15 protein-coding genes are annotated in these 16,251 nt (G+C 53.5%); 7 read left to right on the forward strand and 8 right to left on the reverse strand.

The features are described from left to right. Positions 1–11: 11 nt before the first annotated feature. The 3 genes from MK323_09370 to MK323_09380 all read right to left on the reverse strand — a co-directional run bounded on the left by MK323_09370 (position 12) and on the right by MK323_09380 (position 4,060). Complete coding sequence (locus MK323_09370; protein ID MCH2482368.1) at positions 12–2,090, reverse strand: hydantoinase/oxoprolinase family protein; 2,079 nt, start codon at positions 2,088–2,090, stop codon at positions 12–14. 79 nt (positions 2,091–2,169) lie between these two features. Beyond that, positions 2,170–2,850, reverse strand: a complete 681-nt coding sequence (locus MK323_09375) for an isochorismatase family protein (GenBank protein MCH2482369.1) — start codon at positions 2,848–2,850, stop codon at positions 2,170–2,172. Between the two features lie 229 nt (positions 2,851–3,079). Next, positions 3,080–4,060 carry a TIGR03619 family F420-dependent LLM class oxidoreductase gene (locus tag MK323_09380; protein MCH2482370.1) on the reverse strand — a complete coding sequence of 327 codons (981 nt, stop codon included), beginning with the start codon at positions 4,058–4,060 and terminating at the stop codon, positions 3,080–3,082. 184 nt (positions 4,061–4,244) lie between these two features. On the opposite strand from MK323_09380, the gene MK323_09385 reads away from it, so the two are divergent. Genes MK323_09385 through MK323_09405 form a run of 5 tightly spaced genes read left to right on the forward strand, consistent with a single transcriptional unit; the run spans position 4,245 to position 7,601 of the window. After that, positions 4,245–5,450 carry an amidase gene (locus MK323_09385; GenBank protein MCH2482371.1) on the forward strand — a complete coding sequence of 402 codons (1,206 nt, stop codon included), beginning with the start codon at positions 4,245–4,247 and terminating at the stop codon, positions 5,448–5,450. Next, positions 5,443–5,850: a nuclear transport factor 2 family protein gene (locus MK323_09390; GenBank protein MCH2482372.1), complete on the forward strand. Its 408-nt coding sequence runs from the start codon at positions 5,443–5,445 to the stop codon at positions 5,848–5,850. Before MK323_09385 ends, MK323_09390 begins: the two co-directional genes overlap by 8 nt. A gap of 46 nt (positions 5,851–5,896) precedes the next feature. After that, positions 5,897–6,601: a nitroreductase gene (locus MK323_09395; GenBank protein ID MCH2482373.1), complete on the forward strand. Its 705-nt coding sequence runs from the start codon at positions 5,897–5,899 to the stop codon at positions 6,599–6,601. Positions 6,602–6,627: 26 nt separating this feature from the next. Then, complete coding sequence (locus MK323_09400) at positions 6,628–6,918, forward strand: cupin domain-containing protein (GenBank protein ID MCH2482374.1); 291 nt, start codon at positions 6,628–6,630, stop codon at positions 6,916–6,918. 32 nt (positions 6,919–6,950) lie between these two features. Continuing rightward, entirely contained in the window at positions 6,951–7,601 is a 651-nt protein-coding gene (locus MK323_09405; GenBank protein MCH2482375.1) for a pyridoxamine 5'-phosphate oxidase family protein, read from the forward strand. Positions 7,602–7,646: 45 nt separating this feature from the next. On the opposite strand, the gene MK323_09410 is transcribed toward MK323_09405, so the two are convergent. Together MK323_09410 and MK323_09415 are read right to left on the reverse strand one after the other, a co-directional pair. Beyond that, the gene (locus tag MK323_09410) at positions 7,647–8,093 is read right to left on the reverse strand and encodes an acyl-CoA thioesterase (GenBank protein ID MCH2482376.1); all 447 of its coding nucleotides are present in this window, start codon (positions 8,091–8,093) and stop codon (positions 7,647–7,649) included. Between the two features lie 50 nt (positions 8,094–8,143). Beyond that, positions 8,144–9,106: a Gfo/Idh/MocA family oxidoreductase gene (locus MK323_09415; GenBank protein MCH2482377.1), complete on the reverse strand. Its 963-nt coding sequence runs from the start codon at positions 9,104–9,106 to the stop codon at positions 8,144–8,146. A gap of 246 nt (positions 9,107–9,352) precedes the next feature. Here MK323_09415 and MK323_09420 point away from each other — a divergent pair, with 246 nt between their 5' ends. Together MK323_09420 and MK323_09425 are read left to right on the forward strand one after the other, a co-directional pair. After that, positions 9,353–10,141: a phytanoyl-CoA dioxygenase family protein gene (locus MK323_09420; protein MCH2482378.1), complete on the forward strand. Its 789-nt coding sequence runs from the start codon at positions 9,353–9,355 to the stop codon at positions 10,139–10,141. A 110-nt stretch (positions 10,142–10,251) separates the two neighbouring features. Then, a complete protein-coding gene (locus MK323_09425; GenBank protein MCH2482379.1) occupies positions 10,252–11,460 on the forward strand; it encodes a hydantoinase/carbamoylase family amidase in 1,209 nt (402 codons plus the stop codon). Here the strand turns inward: MK323_09425 and MK323_09430 are convergent. Genes MK323_09430 through MK323_09440 form a run of 3 tightly spaced genes read right to left on the reverse strand, consistent with a single transcriptional unit; the run spans position 11,450 to position 16,237 of the window. Beyond that, a complete protein-coding gene (locus MK323_09430) occupies positions 11,450–13,183 on the reverse strand; it encodes an AMP-binding protein (GenBank protein MCH2482380.1) in 1,734 nt (577 codons plus the stop codon). The genes MK323_09425 and MK323_09430 overlap by 11 nt on opposite strands. Before the next feature lie 28 nt (positions 13,184–13,211). Further along, positions 13,212–15,554 carry an amidase gene (locus tag MK323_09435; protein ID MCH2482381.1) on the reverse strand — a complete coding sequence of 781 codons (2,343 nt, stop codon included), beginning with the start codon at positions 15,552–15,554 and terminating at the stop codon, positions 13,212–13,214. Further along, positions 15,551–16,237 (reverse strand): ATP-binding cassette domain-containing protein, encoded by a 687-nt coding sequence (locus MK323_09440; GenBank protein ID MCH2482382.1) that lies wholly within the window; start codon positions 16,235–16,237, stop codon positions 15,551–15,553. The genes MK323_09435 and MK323_09440 overlap by 4 nt, the downstream gene beginning before the upstream one ends. Positions 16,238–16,251: the final 14 nt, after the last annotated feature.

A 16,251-nucleotide genomic window follows, 5' to 3' on the forward strand; every position in this document is an offset into this window, starting at 1 on the left:
GCTAGCGGACTTTAATTGCTGCGCTCGATTGTCAGGTTTCCGAATTCCCCAGTCTGTGCGACGTACCCGGGAGGAATCAGAATGGTCGAGTTGTGCTGAATAATGATGGCTGGCCCCGAGACCGCATGACCGGCCAGGAGTTTGTTTCGATCGTAACGCGGCGTCTGAAGAGTTTGCTTGTCGTCGAAAACGGTCTCCGCATGATAAAGCAGCGCATCCTCGGGCGTGTTCGCCGTACCGGCCTGATCCAGAGGCGATACCTCCAGCGGCGTCACCCGCTCCATGCCAATGACACGGATTGTGATCAGCTCGACTTCACCATCTTCAAAGGTATAACCATAATCCAGGTGATGTTGAGCATGAAAACCCTCGACAATTTTAGAAATGTTCTCTGGCACGATATCGATATCTGGAATTGGCGCGCGCAACTCAAAACCTTGTCCGTGATAACGACATTCCGCGATACGCTGAAACTCCTGACGAGCCGTAGGTACGCCGTCCTTCTCGAGGTCCCGACGGCATTCAGATACCAGTTCTTTGACTAGACTGTTAATTCGGTCACTCGTCTCAGTCGAGGTATTAGAAAGTGATGTAATCAGCGAGCGGGCGTGCTCGTACTGCATATCGGTCTGTAAAAGCCCCATGGCGGCGGTGATGCCCGGTGCCACAGGGATAATGACATTTTTTGCAAATACGGCCTCTGCAAGGGCCACACCGTGCAGCGGTCCGGCCCCACCGAACGGCAGCAGTGAAAACTCACGGGGGTCCACACCCCGGGCAACTGAATTAGACCGAATCGCCAGTGCCATATTTGAATTAATCACCTTGATGATCCCCAGTGCTGCGTCAGTCACTGAGATATTAAGTGGCCGGGCGATCTTGGTCTCAATCGCGCGCTGTGCCAGGTCTCTATCCAGAGGCAGATCCCCGCCCAGCATCTTGTCCGTATCAAGTCGCCCCAGAACCACCTGGGCATCGGTTACCGTGGGTTCCTCTCCACCGCTGCCATAGCATGCAGGACCCGGGTCGGCCCCGGCAGAGCGTGGCCCGACATGGAAGCCACCGGCGGAGTCGACGTAAGCGACCGAACCGCCACCTGCGCCGATCGTAACTAGATCAATCATCGGGACCAGTATCGGATGGCCACTAACATAGGAATCGCGGGCATTCATGATCTTGATCTGACCGTCAGGAATCGTGCTGATGTCTGCGGAGGTGCCGCCGATGTCTACCGTGATCATGTTGCGGCTGCCGCACCACAGCCCCTCCGATTTCCCCCCAATCACTCCCCCCGCGGGGCCCGACATCAACATGGTCACCGCACGTTGCGAACAGGCCTCTACCGTGGAGATGCTTCCATTGGACTGCATCACCCGGAGATTGGCTCGGTATCCCTGGCCAATGAGTTTTTCCCGAAGATTGTTTAGGTAATAAGTAGTACTCGGCCCTACGAACGCGTTCATCGCTGCAGTGGAAAATCGCTCGTACTCACGCAGTACATTGGCGACATCCGAGGAGGTGCAGACGAAGGCTCCAGGCATTTCCTGCTCGACAATCACCTTTGCCTGCCGTTCATGGACGTCGTTTAGAAATGAAAACAGGAAACCGATGACCACGGATTCGATACCACGCTTTTTGAACAACGCAATCGCTTCGAGCACTTCATTCTCATTCAGAGGTTCCTCGATCTCGCCTGTAGGCGGCAAGATGCGTTCCGTGACCGCTATACGGTTGCGCCGCTTGACCAATGGACGGCTCTGCCAAGGGACATCGAAATGAAGAGAAAAATTGTGTGGTCTCTTGTGCCGGCCAATATGAAGGATGTCTCTGAAATTTCGGGTAGTGATCATTCCCACCTCTGCCCCATTGTGTTCAAGGGTGACGTTGGTAGCGACCGTGGTTCCATGAACGATCAGATCAATCTGATCTGAGTTGACGCCAGCCTGCTCGCAAAGTTCGGACAATCCTTTCAACACACCTTCGGACTGGTCATGAGGAGTGCTGCTGACCTTGTGGAAATAAACCCCGTGATCGGCCTCCAAAACCAGATCTGTGTTGGTCCCGCCCACGTCAACGCCAACTCTAGCCATGACGCACTACCCGGAAGCTCACGGTTAATAAAATGAGGTGGCATTTACTGTTCATGACGTACCCGACAACAATTCTCCTTCAGCTCGATTTATCAAGGTTTCCCAGATAACGCAACACATTCTCCAACGGCTCTACATCACCGAACTTGGCATCAATATCAAACAGGTTCCATTCGGTCACGGCAGGTACCCGGTCTCCGACCGCTTCACGCACAATGATCGGTCGAAATCCTTCGGCGATGGCATCTTCTGTAGTGTGCCGTACACAACCCGCCATGGTCACGCCAGTAATAATCACCGTATCAACATCATGCGCACGTAGAAATCCGGCCAAATAGGTTCCATGAAATCCACTTGCCCGTTTTTTTACGATCACTAGTTCATCGCCCCGAGGCGCAATCCGCTCGTCGATGGCACAGGTCTCGGTCCCAGCCTGCAACAACTCTACCGGAATTTTTTTGTGCCAGAGTCCCATGTCGGAAGGATGTCCGCTCGTGACATCATACGCAGTGGTCGTATAGACAATTGGTATACCGGCTCCACGAGCTGCCTTGAGTAGTGCTTGTGTCGACGGGATGATCACATCCATGTTGTCGCAATAAAACACGTTACCCGGTCGTGTCCAGGCATTGGCCAAATCAATATTGAGCAGCGCGGGCCGCTCTCCATACCCAATTCGGCGCTGAAAGCCCCGCTCCTGGTATAGCGCAGAATCAATCGCAAATATTTTGTCTAATGCGTCCTGAATTTCGTCTGACATCTGTCACTCCCAGAGAATAAATCAACTGACAATCACGAGCCCCTGTACCACAGCGTCAGGTGACCTGGTCAGTCTAACGCCGCAGGCTCGCGGCAACCCATCCTCTGAACAAGCCGCGCAGTGCATGATCAGTATACAACAGCGGCTTGAATATTAAGTCCTTACGGACCTACCTGACATCGCCAACGCCAACACAGGTGGTTGCGATATCTACGCGGTACAAAAGTCGTTAGGGCATCATCTCCCCAATCAGGGGTAAAACTTCATCTGCAAACGCAGCCAGGTGGTCAAGTCGTTCCTCGTAGGGTCCTACAAGATCCAAGATGATATAACGAGCCCCCGCCTCGTAAAATTTCTGGAGGCTCTGTGCAATCTGCTCCGCAGTGCCCAACGCACAGTAACGCTCAGCGGCCCGACGAAAATCCATGTTGTAACGAACACTCAGGCTTTTGACCGCAGCATTCAGTGCGGTCTCGTAATCCTTATCCAGGCGTGCAAACAGCAGATGGGCCGACACAAACTGTTCAATCGACCGTCCTGATCGATCGTACTCCACCTGAATCTTGTCCAATGATTCGCGGTACGTGTCTGGCGTCACCACATAGCTCATCCATCCATCCGCCATCCGTGCCGCACGTCGCAACGCCGGATCCGATCGACCACCCAGCCATATTGGCGGACCACTGAGCTGACATGGTGCCGGTTCCATCTGGATATTCTCAAATTGAAAATGTCGGCCGGAATGACTTACCCTTTGTCCGCTCCAGAGCTTACGCATGACTTCAATTGATTCACTTAAACGACTGCCGCGTTCAACTATGGGTACGCCGGCAACGCTAAAGTCACTTTCAAACTCCCCACCTACACCCAAGCCGAATATAAACCGACCATTGGAAAGTAAATCCAACGTAGCAATCTGTTTGGCTGTCGGTCCTGGATGCCGCAAGGGTTGAAGAAATACCGCAGTCCCGATCTTGAGACGGGTGCTGAAAACCGCGGCCTGTGCCAGTTGCACCACCGGATCGAGTATAGGCACAGCAAACGCCAGGTGATCTCCAACCCATATTGAGTCAAATCCTAGCTGGTCGACCAACTCAACGACGTCACGACCGTCGTCCAGTGTCGGTATCCACGGCTTGGTCGATGGTTCAGTGCGCCGATGAATCGTCTGGACGCCCAGTGTCAGGCCTTCCGCAAGTGGTAACGGCATGAATTTTTCTCCTTTTCCAACAATCCAGTTGATTTTAACAAAGCGAACCTCTCCATAAATAGCCGACTTGATCGACACGGCAAGATCATCTAGCTGTAAAGGCACTACTGCAAGGCTGTACATCACTTGACGCGAGGCCTCGGGCCTGCAAGGCTTTACCGACTTAAATAAAGGTACTTACTTCATGGCAACTACTGAGCTACACATTGAAGACCCCTACAACGCGATGATCCCCGGTAGTAACATTTGTATCGGTGGCAAACAGGACCAGCCCTTAAGTAATCTTCGTTTTGTTGTGAAGGACCTGTTTGACGTCGCTGATATGCCTACCGTAGCGGGTAGTCCAGACTGGCCAAGCACAAGGCCTGTGCCTGATGAACATGCCGCAATTGTCACCCAACTACTAGATGCAGGTGCCAAACTCATTGGCAAAACTATCACTGATGAGATTTCACTGGGGATTTTGGGCGAGAACAAATTCGATGGGACGCCCGAAAATCCGGCCTGCCCTGGTCGCGTTCCGGGTGGATCATCAGCTGGATCTGCGGCAGCGGTCGCAGGCGACTATTGTGATTTTGCTTTGGCCTCTGACACGGGAGGGTCCGTACGTGTGCCAGCCAGTTTTTGTGGAATCTACGGTATCCGACCAACCCACGGTCGCCTGAACTTGGATGGACTGATGCCGCAGGCTCCTTCATCCGACACCGCTGGTTGGTTTGCACGCAGTGCGGAGACCCTCTCTCGAGTTGGCCGCGTGCTTTACCAAGAAGATATTCCAGATCGTCTTAACCATCGACTGCTGATCGCACGTGATGCTTTCGCTTATAGCGGCAGCGAAACTCAAACAGCGTTGGCACCAGGACTAAACCGCCTCAGCAAACTATTTAGAGAAGTCACTGAAGTTGATATGGCGCTGAATGGACTTGATCAGTGGTCCGAAGCACAAAGAACAGTCCAGGCTGCCGAGTTCTGGCAGACCTTTTCGGATTGGATCGACCGCCACAACCCCAGAATGTCCTATTCTGTCGCACGAAATCTATTCATCGCATCCAAAATAGAATCGTCGGTGCTTGAATCAGCACAACTAGTGAAACAACAGGCGACCGAACGAATGAAATCACTGCTACCCCGTGGAACACTGCTGTGCCTGCCCACAACCCCATTCTGCGCCCCTCGCGTTAATCTACCAATTCATGAGACCGACGCACTTCGTCTACAGATTTCTGTATTGTGCTGCCATGGCGGCCTCACCGGTGTACCTCATGTCTCGATACCCGGTGCTACCACCGGACCAGATCATGCACCGATCGGCCTGTCTATCATCGCTGGACATAATTACGATACTGACCTTCTTGCAGCCAGCCTAGCACTGGAGGCACAACATGACTGAAGACCTTGAAGTCAACCGCCCGGAAGTCGTGGATGAGATAACCCTACTGTTCGAGGCCTACGAAGCGGCCCTAGTCGACAAAAATATTGAAGTCCTGGATAACACTTTCTGGGACAGCGAACACACAATCCGTTACGCCATGCACGAAAACGGCTACGGATTTGATGAGATCCATCGACACCGGGTTTCGAGAAAGAAGGGGCCCGGCATCAAAGAAGAGCGACGACGGTTGGAGATTCTGACGCTGGGCGATCGCTTTGCGACGGTCAACCTTGAGTTCAAGATCAGAGGGACAAAAGACATCGGTAGACAAAGCCAGACGTGGATCAAGTTCCCCACTATTGGCTGGAAAGTGGTCACAGCGCATGTCTCGACAATGGAGAAGCACCCCCGCTGGTAAGATCACGGGCTCTCTTAACAAGCAACCCTTCACAATTCCACCGAAAATGACAGAAAACGCATCAACCTGGGAACCGGCACACAACGTTTCCGCCGCAATCACCACACGCCACTCCATCCGGAACTTCCTGTCGACTCCTATCCCTCGGGAAGCTATCGAGGAAATCCTCTCAGTTGCCCGGCGCGCGCCGAGTGGCACCAATATGCAGCCCTGGTGGGTGTATGTCGTGACCGGTGATGGGAAAAACAAATTGTCTGCCGCACTGGCCAAGGCCCATGACGTCGGTGCTTCTGCCTGGACGCCGGAGTACCAGTACTATCCTAGCGATTTTCAGGAACCCTATAAGTCAAGACGGCGAAAAGTAGGCTGGGATTTGTATGGTCTGCTGGGCATTGAGCGTGGCCAAAAAGAAAAAATGCATCAACAGCATGGCCGAAACTTTCGATTCTTCGACGCTCCGGTAGGCCTGATGTTTACGGTCGACCGGGAGCTGAAAATCGGCAGCTGGCTGGACTACGGCATGTTTATTCAAAACGTGATGCTGGCAGCCAGAGAAAAAGGGCTTCACACCTGCCCTCAGGCAGCATTTACCGGTCATCACCAGGTCATCCGTGACTGTCTTCCGATGCCGGATGAACAATCCCTGGTGTGCGGGATGTCACTGGGCTATGCTGACCCTGATGCCATCGAGAACAGCCTTATCACTGAGCGGGAACCCGTTGATTCATTTACCCGCTTCATCGATAGTTAAGCTTATTCTGTCGCCGGAGGTTGCCTATGCCTGACAAAAGACCCGCCGCCACTCCGACGGTGCAAATCGACAATGACAACACCATTGTCACGGAATGGCGCTTTCCACCGCACGGAGAAACCGGCTGGCATGTGCACCAGTACGACTATGTTGTTGTTCCTCTAGTCACTGGCGAACTGCAGCTTGAAACACCGGATGGGGAGCACCTGGCTGAACTGGTCACCGGTCAAGCCTACGCACGCAAGGCCGGTGTCGAGCACAATGTGATCAACAACAACGATTTCGAATTCGTATTCATAGAAATTGAACGCAAATAACCCAGGTCATACAACTGAGCAAGGAATTCACCATGACGGATACCGTACCCACACAGACCTATTCTGAACTAAACGCCCTGCGCACGTTCATGGGAAAACCTTCCGAACTTGCGACCAAAAAAAGCATCACCCGGCTTGACAAACACTGTCGTGAATTCATCAGTCGATCACCATTCGTCTGCATCGGCACGACCGATGGCACCGGCAAAGCCGACGTGAGCCCCAAAGGTGACCCACCCGGGTTCGTACAGGTACTGGACGATAAAACACTCTTTATCCCGGACCGCCCGGGCAACAACAGAATCGATTCAATGTCGAACCTACTCAAAGATCCGGCCATCGCCTTACTATTTCTGATACCCGGCTTTGACGAAACACTCCGAGTTAATGGCAAAGGCACCGTAATTCGTGATGAAACTCTCAACGCAACCAGCACGGTTAAAGGCCGGTCACCCAAGATCGGTATCAAGGTGCAAGTTGATTCCGCATTTCTGCATTGCGCGAAAGCGCTCAAACGATCCCATTTGTGGGACCCCAAAAGTATTCAGAATCGGCAAGAAATGCCCAGTCTGGGTCGAATGATCATCGAACAGACCACACCGCCCGGCACAACGGCCGATCAGGCGGATATCTCAGATGCCGATGACCACGTCCAAGAGAGTATCCGTTCGCATTTGTATTGACGGTCTCTGCGGGTGCCCCCGCTGACAGTGAGGCAACAGACTCAATCAGGTCATACCTTCAAGCTTCTGGATCTTCTCGACCAGACCTGGCGGGAAATCACATTTTTTCTGCTTGCCGTAGTCGAAACCGACAATGACCGCCTTACTGTGGGCCGCAACCTTCTGATGATTACAGCTGAACACAACATGCTGTATGACAAAATAATCTTTTCCCAGCTCAATGACTTTTCCACCCACCAGGACTTTATCCGGCCAGGTCAGGGGTAGACGAAAGTTGCAATCTATAGACTTGAGTATGCCGGTTCTACCCGATTGCGCACCCATCGATTGCAGTTTCACTTTCTCGAAATACCCAAACCGGGCCGTCTCCATCCAGCGGACATAGACGGTGTTGTTAACGTGCTGCATCGAATCCATCTCGCCCCACACGACCGGCAGTTCTACCACCACCGGGAAAGTATCGTAAACCGCCTGTTCGCTGAATAATTCCACAACTAATAAGATTTAAGTTCGCACTCTGACTATTTCAAATGCAATCTGTACTATTGCGGACAAATCTCGCACAGCAGCTCGATATTGCGCCGGCCCTCTTCGCCGGACACCTCTGGGTCCCGACCGTCTTCGATCGCAGAAACAAAGTCTGCAATCTCACCGGCGTAGGGATTGACTTCGGTAAATGTAATCTGACCGCTGTCAGTATCAATCCGGCCCCCTCCTCCTCGGCCAATAGTTTCGGAACAGTAGGCATAACCTGTGGTGCCACAGATTTCACCGCGATTGGGTGCCGCAAACAGGGCCGATGACACAAACTGGGCCACAGCACCGGATTCGAACTGAAGACTGACCGCGGCGGATTCGTCGTGGGCACTGCCCAGCACATTTCGGGTGATGGTGCTCGCGACCTCTGTCACCTCACCGCACACCGGCACCAGCATCCAGCGCAACCAGTCTAGGCTGTGTGTTCCGACGCCAGCCAGGCTCCACCAGCGCCCAACTTCATCGTGGGCCCGCCAGTTGGCCGCGTTGGATGCTTGAAATGTCCATTGCGCACGCGCATGACGGATATCACCGAAGTCACCGGCATGTACGCGCGCAGCAAGTTCCCGGTGACCCAGGTGCCATCGTAAGTGGTAGGCAACGCCCAGTCGAACATCAGCGCTTCGGCATGCCTGGATCATGGCATCAGCATCTTCGACAGTAGTGGCCATGGGTTTTTCCACCAGAACGTGCTTACCCGCAGCTGCTGCTGCTATGGTTTGCTCGGCATGCAGCTTGTCTGGTGTAGCAATCACCACGGCATCGAGGTCTGGATCAGATAGAAAATGCTTCAGGTCATCGAAAGCCGGCGTCGGGGAAGCCGCGTCGTGCTCTTGTGCAAAGCGGGCGGCATTCGCCTTATCTCGGCTGAGCACGCTCCACAATGTGGCGCCATCAACTTCACCGATGGCTGGCGTCAGTGCATCACGACTGATGCTGCCTGTTCCAATTATTCCGAGTCTCAACATGGTTTACCCCAAAGTGCAAAACGTCGATTCTACCCTCGCGCAAACCATTTACAATACGATTACAACAAGCCGCCGGCCATCACTGCCCGCACGATTCCAGAGTGACTTGATTCCAGATCGGTGCCAAATTGTGTTCGATCGCTGTGGACCAATCTGTAGTCTACGCGGGTCGCAAAGCCCTTTCGCTCAACGCATAGACACCGTAATATTACAGTGACGTCTGATTCAGACCCCGGGAGTCACGTCATGAAACTTGATTGCGATCAGATAGAACAATTTAATTCCGAAGGGTATTTATTTATCCCAGGCTGTTTCTCGGCTACAGACGCATCCCGGCTGCTCCAGGAATCCAATAAGGTTTACGCCATGGCCCGGGAAGAAGTTGTTCGTGAAAAAAGTGGTGTTGCCCGTACTGCTTTTGCAGCACACACCTACAATGAGGGATTTCGCCTACTGGGCGCTCATCCGCGCCTGATTAAACCTGTCATGCAGCTACTCGACGAAGACGTCTACATGCACCAATACAAAGTCAATGCGAAAGCCGCATTTGACGGGGAAGTTTGGCAATGGCACCAGGATTTCGGGACCTGGCATCGTGATGACGAAATGCCAGAACCCCGTGCCATGAACATTGCTATCTATCTGGACGATGTCACCGCAGCCAATGGGCCACTACTGTTTATACCCAGAAGTCACAAGGATGGCACGCTGCCTGCTGGACATGACATCGAGACAACGTCGTACCCGCTATGGACTCTGGACAGGGAAACCGTGACCCGGTTGGCTGAACAGGGTGGCATCGCAGCACCGGTGGGCAAGGCCGGTTCCATGGTGATATTCCACTGCAATTTGGTCCACGCCAGCCCACCCAATATCAGCCCTTTCGGCCGCACGATCGTATACTTAAGTCTTTGTGCGGTATCGAACCATATCCGTCGTTATAAACGGGCCGAGTTTATCGCCCACCGGGATTTCACCCCGATCGTTCCACTGGCTGACAACTGTTTGAGTGATCTGGGAGCAGAGTCTGCTTAGGGCTGCCCACCCCCAAATAACCGGGTTGCGTCACGAGCAGTGCCTGCCAGGCCAGCTTGCACTCTGTAATCCAAAACCTAACGTCTTAATCTCTTCGAATTCAGTACAGCATGACCAACAGACTCAAAATTAACGGTACCCGTTTTCTCGAGGACCTCGATGCGCTGCGTGAATTCGGAAAACAAGGAATAGGCGTCGTCCGTCCCGCTTTCTCCGCACCGGATATCGCATCTCGGCGATGGCTGGCCAAAAAATTTGAAGCCTGTGGATTGATACCCCACTGGGACCCGGCTGCTAACCTGTTTGGTCTGCCACCCCAGTCGGGTCAGCCCATATTAATTGGCTCCCACTCCGACACCCAGCCCGAGGGGGGCTGGCTGGACGGTGCCTATGGCGTGATCCTTGCACTCGAAGTGGCCCGGTCCAGTCAGGAGTCCGGCGGTCCTCCAGTCGCTGTTGTTTCATTTCAGGATGAAGAGAGTGCATTCATGCCGCTGACCGGCAGTCGCTACTTCAGCAGGCATTTAAACCTTGATGCCTTATACGACCTGACCAATGCCGCGGGACAGCGTTATGGTGACGAGGCAACAGCGCTGCCGGAGCTCCAGGGGGTTGAGCCGCTGGAAACCAACTATTTCAGTCATTTTCTTGAGGCCCATATCGAACAAGGGCCCGTACTGGATCTCGCCAATGAGACTATCGGGGTCGTGGAGACAATCGTCGGCAGTCGCCAGTTCGAAGTCGTGATTGAAGGACAACAAAATCATGCCGGTACAACGCCGATGTCATTGCGGCGCGATGCCGTAACCGGATTTGCGGCCTTTGTTGCCGCTCTGGAGCAGCGCTATACAGCTGCCGCTACGCCTCGTTCGGTGTGGACCATTGGCCGGGTACAAGTCCATCCCAATGCGCCCTCTATCGTGCCGGGCAGTGTCAGCTGTTCTGTCCAGATGAGAGACGGCGCGTTGAGCCAGCTGGACTTGATGTGCGAGATCACACGGGATACAGCACAAGAAATTGCCGAGGCACGAAACCTGAAGATTTCATTAGCCCAAAACAAATCTGTTGAACCGGTCGACATGGATGAACGCGTGATCAGTGCTTTTTGTGAAGCGGCTAACCTGAACGCTCCTGGACGCTGGCGCCGTATGCCGTCGGGTGCTCTACACGACGCCATGAACCTCGCTGACCATATGCCAACCGGCATGCTGTTTGTGCCTTCGATCGGTGGTGTCAGTCATGCCTTCGAAGAGGATACCCGCAGGGACGATCTGGTTGCCGGGGTCCAGGTTGTGGCCGATACCGTAACTAAGCTGTAGTTGCCTCTTCCAAGCCGAGTTCTTCCGCCATCTTTGCCCGCATGATGAACTTTTGCGGCTTACCGGTCACTGTCATCGGGAACTCCTGGACCGTGTGGACATACCGGGGAATTTTGAAATGTGCGATTTGCCCGTTGCAATAGTTATAGACGTCATCAACCGACAACTCAATACCCTGGGCCGGAATGATCCAGGCACAGATCTCTTCACCGTATTTTTCGTCTGGAATTCCGAAAACCTGGACGTCCTGAATCCCGGGATGGCCGAGCAAATACTCCTCAATCTCCCGCGGATAGACATTCTCCCCACCTCGGATCAGCATGTCTTTCACCCGTCCGACAATGTTGCAGTACCCCTGCGAATCAATAGTGGCGAGATCACCCGTATGCATCCATCCATCAGCATCAATAGACTCGGACGTGCGCTCCGGGTCGTCCCAGTAACCCCCCATGACCAGATAACCGCGGGTGTGCAGTTCACCTTGTTCTCCGACCACAACCGTCTCGCCCGACTCATTCACAACTTTGGCTTCGACATGAGGATGAATCGTGCCAACCGTGGATACCCGCCTCTCAATCGGGTCGTCTACAGCACTCTGGAAGGAGACTGGGCTGGTCTCGGTCATACCATAGGCGATGGTCATTTCTTCGAGGTGCATCTCCGAAACGACGCGTTTCATCAGTTCAATTGGACAAGGTGCACCAGCCATAATGCCGGTCCGAAGGGTACGCAGGTCAAATTCACCGATATCCGGTCGATTCACCATCGCATTGAACATGGTCGGCACACCATGAACACCCGTACAGCGTTCTTGGTGCATGGTCTGAAGGGTCTGAAGCGGATCGAATCCCTCGCCGGGAAACACCATCGTGCTACCAGTCGAGACACAGGCGAGGTTGCCTAACACCATACCGAAACAATGATACAACGGCACGGGTATGCACAGCCGGTCCTTGTGATTCAACCGCATTGAGTTCGCAACAAAACGCGCATTATTGACCACGTTACGATGAGTCAGGGTCGCGGCCTTGGGCGAGCCCGTGGTGCCAGACGTAAACTGCAGGTTAATGGCGTCGACCGCAGACAGCATCCGCCCGATCGCGTCTAGCCGGGCCCGCTGGCCGGCATTGTCCTGCATAACGATGTCCTTGAAGCGGAACATGCCGTCGACTTCGTCATTGCCCATGTGAATGACGCTCTTAAGAGAGGGGAGCCGGGCAGCTGCGAGCTGTCCTGGACGGCAACTCGTGAGCTCTGGTGCGAGATCCTGGAGCATTTCAAGGTAATTACTGGTCTTGAACGTCTCGGCAGTAATCAACGCCTTAGCACCGGACTTGGCCAGCGCGTACTCCAGTTCCGTCCGCCGATAGGCCGGGTTGATGTTCACCAGTATGGCGCCGATACGCGCTGTGGCAAATTGAGTAAGCACCCATTCTGGCCGGTTGGGTGCCCATATACCGACCCGATCACCTTTGTAGATACCCAGAGCAAGAAGTCCTGCTGAAAGCTGATCGACCTTCTGCGCGAGCTGATCCCAGGTCCAGCGCTCGCCAAATTCAGAAAAGATACAGGCATCCCGGTTGCCATGCCTGGACACGGTCCGGGCAAGGAAACTTGAGATTGTGATGTCTTCCAGGGCGGGCTCTGCTGTCCCTTTAACATGCGCCAGATTCGATCCGGAAACAAACCCAGACTGCTCTGATCCTGATTCAACTTCGACCATAAGTGGGTACCTTCGCCCAAGTCCCGAACTACATCTGCTTCCAGTCCCCTAATTGCTCAAAGGCATGCGCAGCCTGGTAGATGGTAGATTCACCGTAGTGACGGCTGATTAACATCATCCCGACTGGCAGGCCTTCACTCATCCCGCAAGGAACCGACATCGCTGGATGCCCCGTGACATCAAATGGACTGGTATTCGCGAGCATCTCGAACGCTCTCTGACAATACAAAGCCAGCGATGCATCTGGTGGCGGCAATGGCGTCGCTTTCATCGGCAATGTCGGCATTAAGAAAAGATCATACTGGCTGAGCGAGTCGTTGTAGGTCTCTTTCAGCTTGCGGCCCAGGTTCTGTGCCTTGGCATAGTAGTGACCCCGATAATGCCGGAGAAAATATTCACCAACGAACATGCTGATCTTGAGTGTGTCAGACAACTCGTCGGCACGATTCGGCCAGTTTGAATGGTGGTCGAGCAGGCTAGTCGAGTAAAGACCTTTCCAACCTGTACCAAAGCCATTACCCTTCATCATCTGATTGGTCAGGCCTTCCAGTGCTATCGGGGTCCAGATGGCCGCTCCCTCGTTGTGCATGGGAATCGATATTTCTTCCACATCTGCTCCCAAATCACGGAGTTTGTCAGCGGCTGTTCGAACCTTTGTATCAACATCAGACTCTGATTCAGGGCGACCGAATCCCTCCTGCACTACACCAATTTTAAGTCCCCGTACGCCACGACCCAAAGCTGATGTGTAGTGATCCACTTGGGGTGAATATTGGCGGGGGTCGAGACCATCTTTTCCCGCAATAACTTCAAGCAGCAGCGCGTTGTCGGCGACATTCTGGGTCATGGGTCCAGTATGGTCGATGGTAGTTTCAATAGGCATAACGCCGGTGTAAGGGACAAGTCCGTGAGTGGGTTTTAGACCATAACATCCACAGTAGGCTGCAGGCATTCGGATCGATCCACCCTGGTCACCACCCATGGCCATGTCGACTTCACCGGAAGCCACCAAGGCACCGGAGCCTGAAGACGAACCTCCAGCCGAGTAACCCCTCTTGTGGGGGTTGTGACAGGGCCCCGTTGCATTGGTATGACTTCCACCAGAAAGGCAAAAATATTCGCAGTGTGCTTTTCCGACAATAGTGCCGCCTGCATCCAGAATACGGGTTACGATAGTGGCATCGATATCGGGAATGTAGCCTTCTAGGGTTGAAGCACCATTCATCATCGGCACACCTGCAAGACTGATGTTATCTTTAAGGACAATCGTCCTCCCAGCCAGAGGTCCACGGGGTGCTCCCTTCACTTCGCACTTGATATACCAGGCATTCAGGGGATTCTCCTCGGGCGAAGGCCGATATCCCGGTGTTCTCGGGTAATCAACGGTCGGCAGGTAATCGGGCATCGCGTCAACTACGTCGTAGACTTTCATGGTGTCTTCCATGACGTCTAGAAACTCTGTAATCCGTTCGTCCGAAAGGTGCATTCCGAAATCCAGCGTGATCTCTCTGAGTTGTTCCTGAGTCGGTCTCTTAACAGTCATGTACGTATACCTCTCTTTGTCGGTTGGTGCAGTCGGTAGGGACTGGCTGACAGTTGGTGTGGTTTCCCTGGTGAGTTCTGTATGGGAGGTGGAAATTGACATCAAGGCCCCAGATCCGAAACCTACAAATTCTTCGATCAGTGCCGATTCGGATGAGTGCCCATCACCGACTTCGCCGATGATATCGCCTTTCTGCAGCAGCAGTACACGGTCAGACAACGAGGTGACGAACTCAAGGTTCTGCTCAACAAGCACGATCGCGAGCCCTTGCTCTGTATTCAGCCTTTTGAGTAGATCACTGATGCCGTCAATGATGGATGGCTGTATACCTTCTGTGGGCTCATCCAGGAGCACCAGGTCTGGTTTGCTGATTAGGCAGCGTGCGAGGGCAAGAATCTGCTGCTCACCACCGCTCAAAGCTCCTCCAGACCGATCGAGCAGTGGCTGGAGAGCCGGAAATTCCTGAATGACAGCTTCGATTGCCTCGTGCTCTTCCTCTCCATGTTCCACGACTCCCATCCTGAGATTGTCGTAGACCGATAGCTGAGGAAATATCCCACGGCCCTGTGGAACATAACCCAACCCAAGCCGGGATCGTTCGTATGCCGGTTCGTCAGAAATATCCACCCCGTCGAACTCTATTCGACCAGAGGTTGCCGGAACGATACCCATCAACGTTTTGAGCAGAGTAGTCTTGCCCATGCCGTTGTGTCCCAACACCCCAACGATTTGACCTTCGTTGACAGAGAAATCGATGCCATGAAGCACGGGTACTCGACCATAACCCGCGTGCAGGTCCCGAACATTGAGGATCAGCGCTTCACTCATTGTACTTTCCTCTGGCCAAGATAGATCTCACGAACCCTGTCGTCCGCGGACACTTCATCCATACCACCCTCTATCAAGATTTGTCCTTGGTGAAAGACGGTGACTCTTCGCGCGATCATGCGAATAAACTGCATATCGTGCTCCACAACGATCATCGTTGCGCTCTTGTTAATTTCCTGGATGATATCGGCAGTTCGTATGACCTCGTCCTGGGTCATCCCAGCAGTAGGCTCATCCAAAATCACCAACCAGGGTTCACCTGCGAGAACCATACCCAGTTCAACCTGTTGTCTCTGGCCATGAGCCAGTGATCCAAGCTGTGCTGTCCGAACATCACCCAGTTGAAGTCGCTCAATGACCTCAGAGGTAATCACGCGCGCGCGCTTTATGCTGGCCGACTGGCTGGCCGACAACCAGATATTCTCTTCTACGTCTAGACCGTCAAATACATTTGGCACTTGTGTCTTAATGCCTACCCCCATTTTCGCCACCTGATGTGGCTCACTGCCGGTCACATTGAAGTTCCGGATGAGAACATCACCGGCTGTAGGGCTCAACTGGGCGGTAAGACACTTAAAAAACGTGCTTTTACCCGCACCATTTGGACCAATCAGGCAGCGTAATTCATTCTCGCGCAGAGAAAAGTCCACACGGTCTACTGCCACGACGCCGCCAAAATGCATTGACAGGTTCCGGG

It is taken from the genome of Gammaproteobacteria bacterium, assembly GCA_022450155.1.
Classification (GTDB): Bacteria; Pseudomonadota; Gammaproteobacteria; order Arenicellales; family UBA868; genus REDSEA-S09-B13.

Excerpts from the sequence above, each read along its gene's own strand:
- MK323_09420 (MCH2482378.1), top strand. The coding sequence starts at position 9,353 with ATGAAACTTGATTGCGATCAGATAGAACAATTTAATTCCGAAGGGTAT.
- MK323_09405 (MCH2482375.1), top strand. The coding sequence starts at position 6,951 with ATGACGGATACCGTACCCACACAGACCTATTCTGAACTAAACGCCCTG.
- MK323_09435 (MCH2482381.1), bottom strand. The coding sequence starts at position 15,554 with ATGAGTGAAGCGCTGATCCTCAATGTTCGGGACCTGCACGCGGGTTAT.
- MK323_09380 (MCH2482370.1), bottom strand. The coding sequence starts at position 4,060 with ATGCCGTTACCACTTGCGGAAGGCCTGACACTGGGCGTCCAGACGATT.
- MK323_09395 (MCH2482373.1), top strand. The coding sequence starts at position 5,897 with ATGACAGAAAACGCATCAACCTGGGAACCGGCACACAACGTTTCCGCC.
- MK323_09385 (MCH2482371.1), top strand. The coding sequence starts at position 4,245 with ATGGCAACTACTGAGCTACACATTGAAGACCCCTACAACGCGATGATC.
- MK323_09415 (MCH2482377.1), bottom strand. The coding sequence starts at position 9,106 with ATGTTGAGACTCGGAATAATTGGAACAGGCAGCATCAGTCGTGATGCA.
- MK323_09390 (MCH2482372.1), top strand. The coding sequence starts at position 5,443 with ATGACTGAAGACCTTGAAGTCAACCGCCCGGAAGTCGTGGATGAGATA.
- MK323_09430 (MCH2482380.1), bottom strand. The coding sequence starts at position 13,183 with ATGGTCGAAGTTGAATCAGGATCAGAGCAGTCTGGGTTTGTTTCCGGA.
- MK323_09425 (MCH2482379.1), top strand. The coding sequence starts at position 10,252 with ATGACCAACAGACTCAAAATTAACGGTACCCGTTTTCTCGAGGACCTC.
- MK323_09375 (MCH2482369.1), bottom strand. The coding sequence starts at position 2,850 with ATGTCAGACGAAATTCAGGACGCATTAGACAAAATATTTGCGATTGAT.
- MK323_09400 (MCH2482374.1), top strand. The coding sequence starts at position 6,628 with ATGCCTGACAAAAGACCCGCCGCCACTCCGACGGTGCAAATCGACAAT.
- MK323_09440 (MCH2482382.1), bottom strand. The coding sequence starts at position 16,237 with ATGCATTTTGGCGGCGTCGTGGCAGTAGACCGTGTGGACTTTTCTCTG.
- MK323_09370 (MCH2482368.1), bottom strand. The coding sequence starts at position 2,090 with ATGGCTAGAGTTGGCGTTGACGTGGGCGGGACCAACACAGATCTGGTT.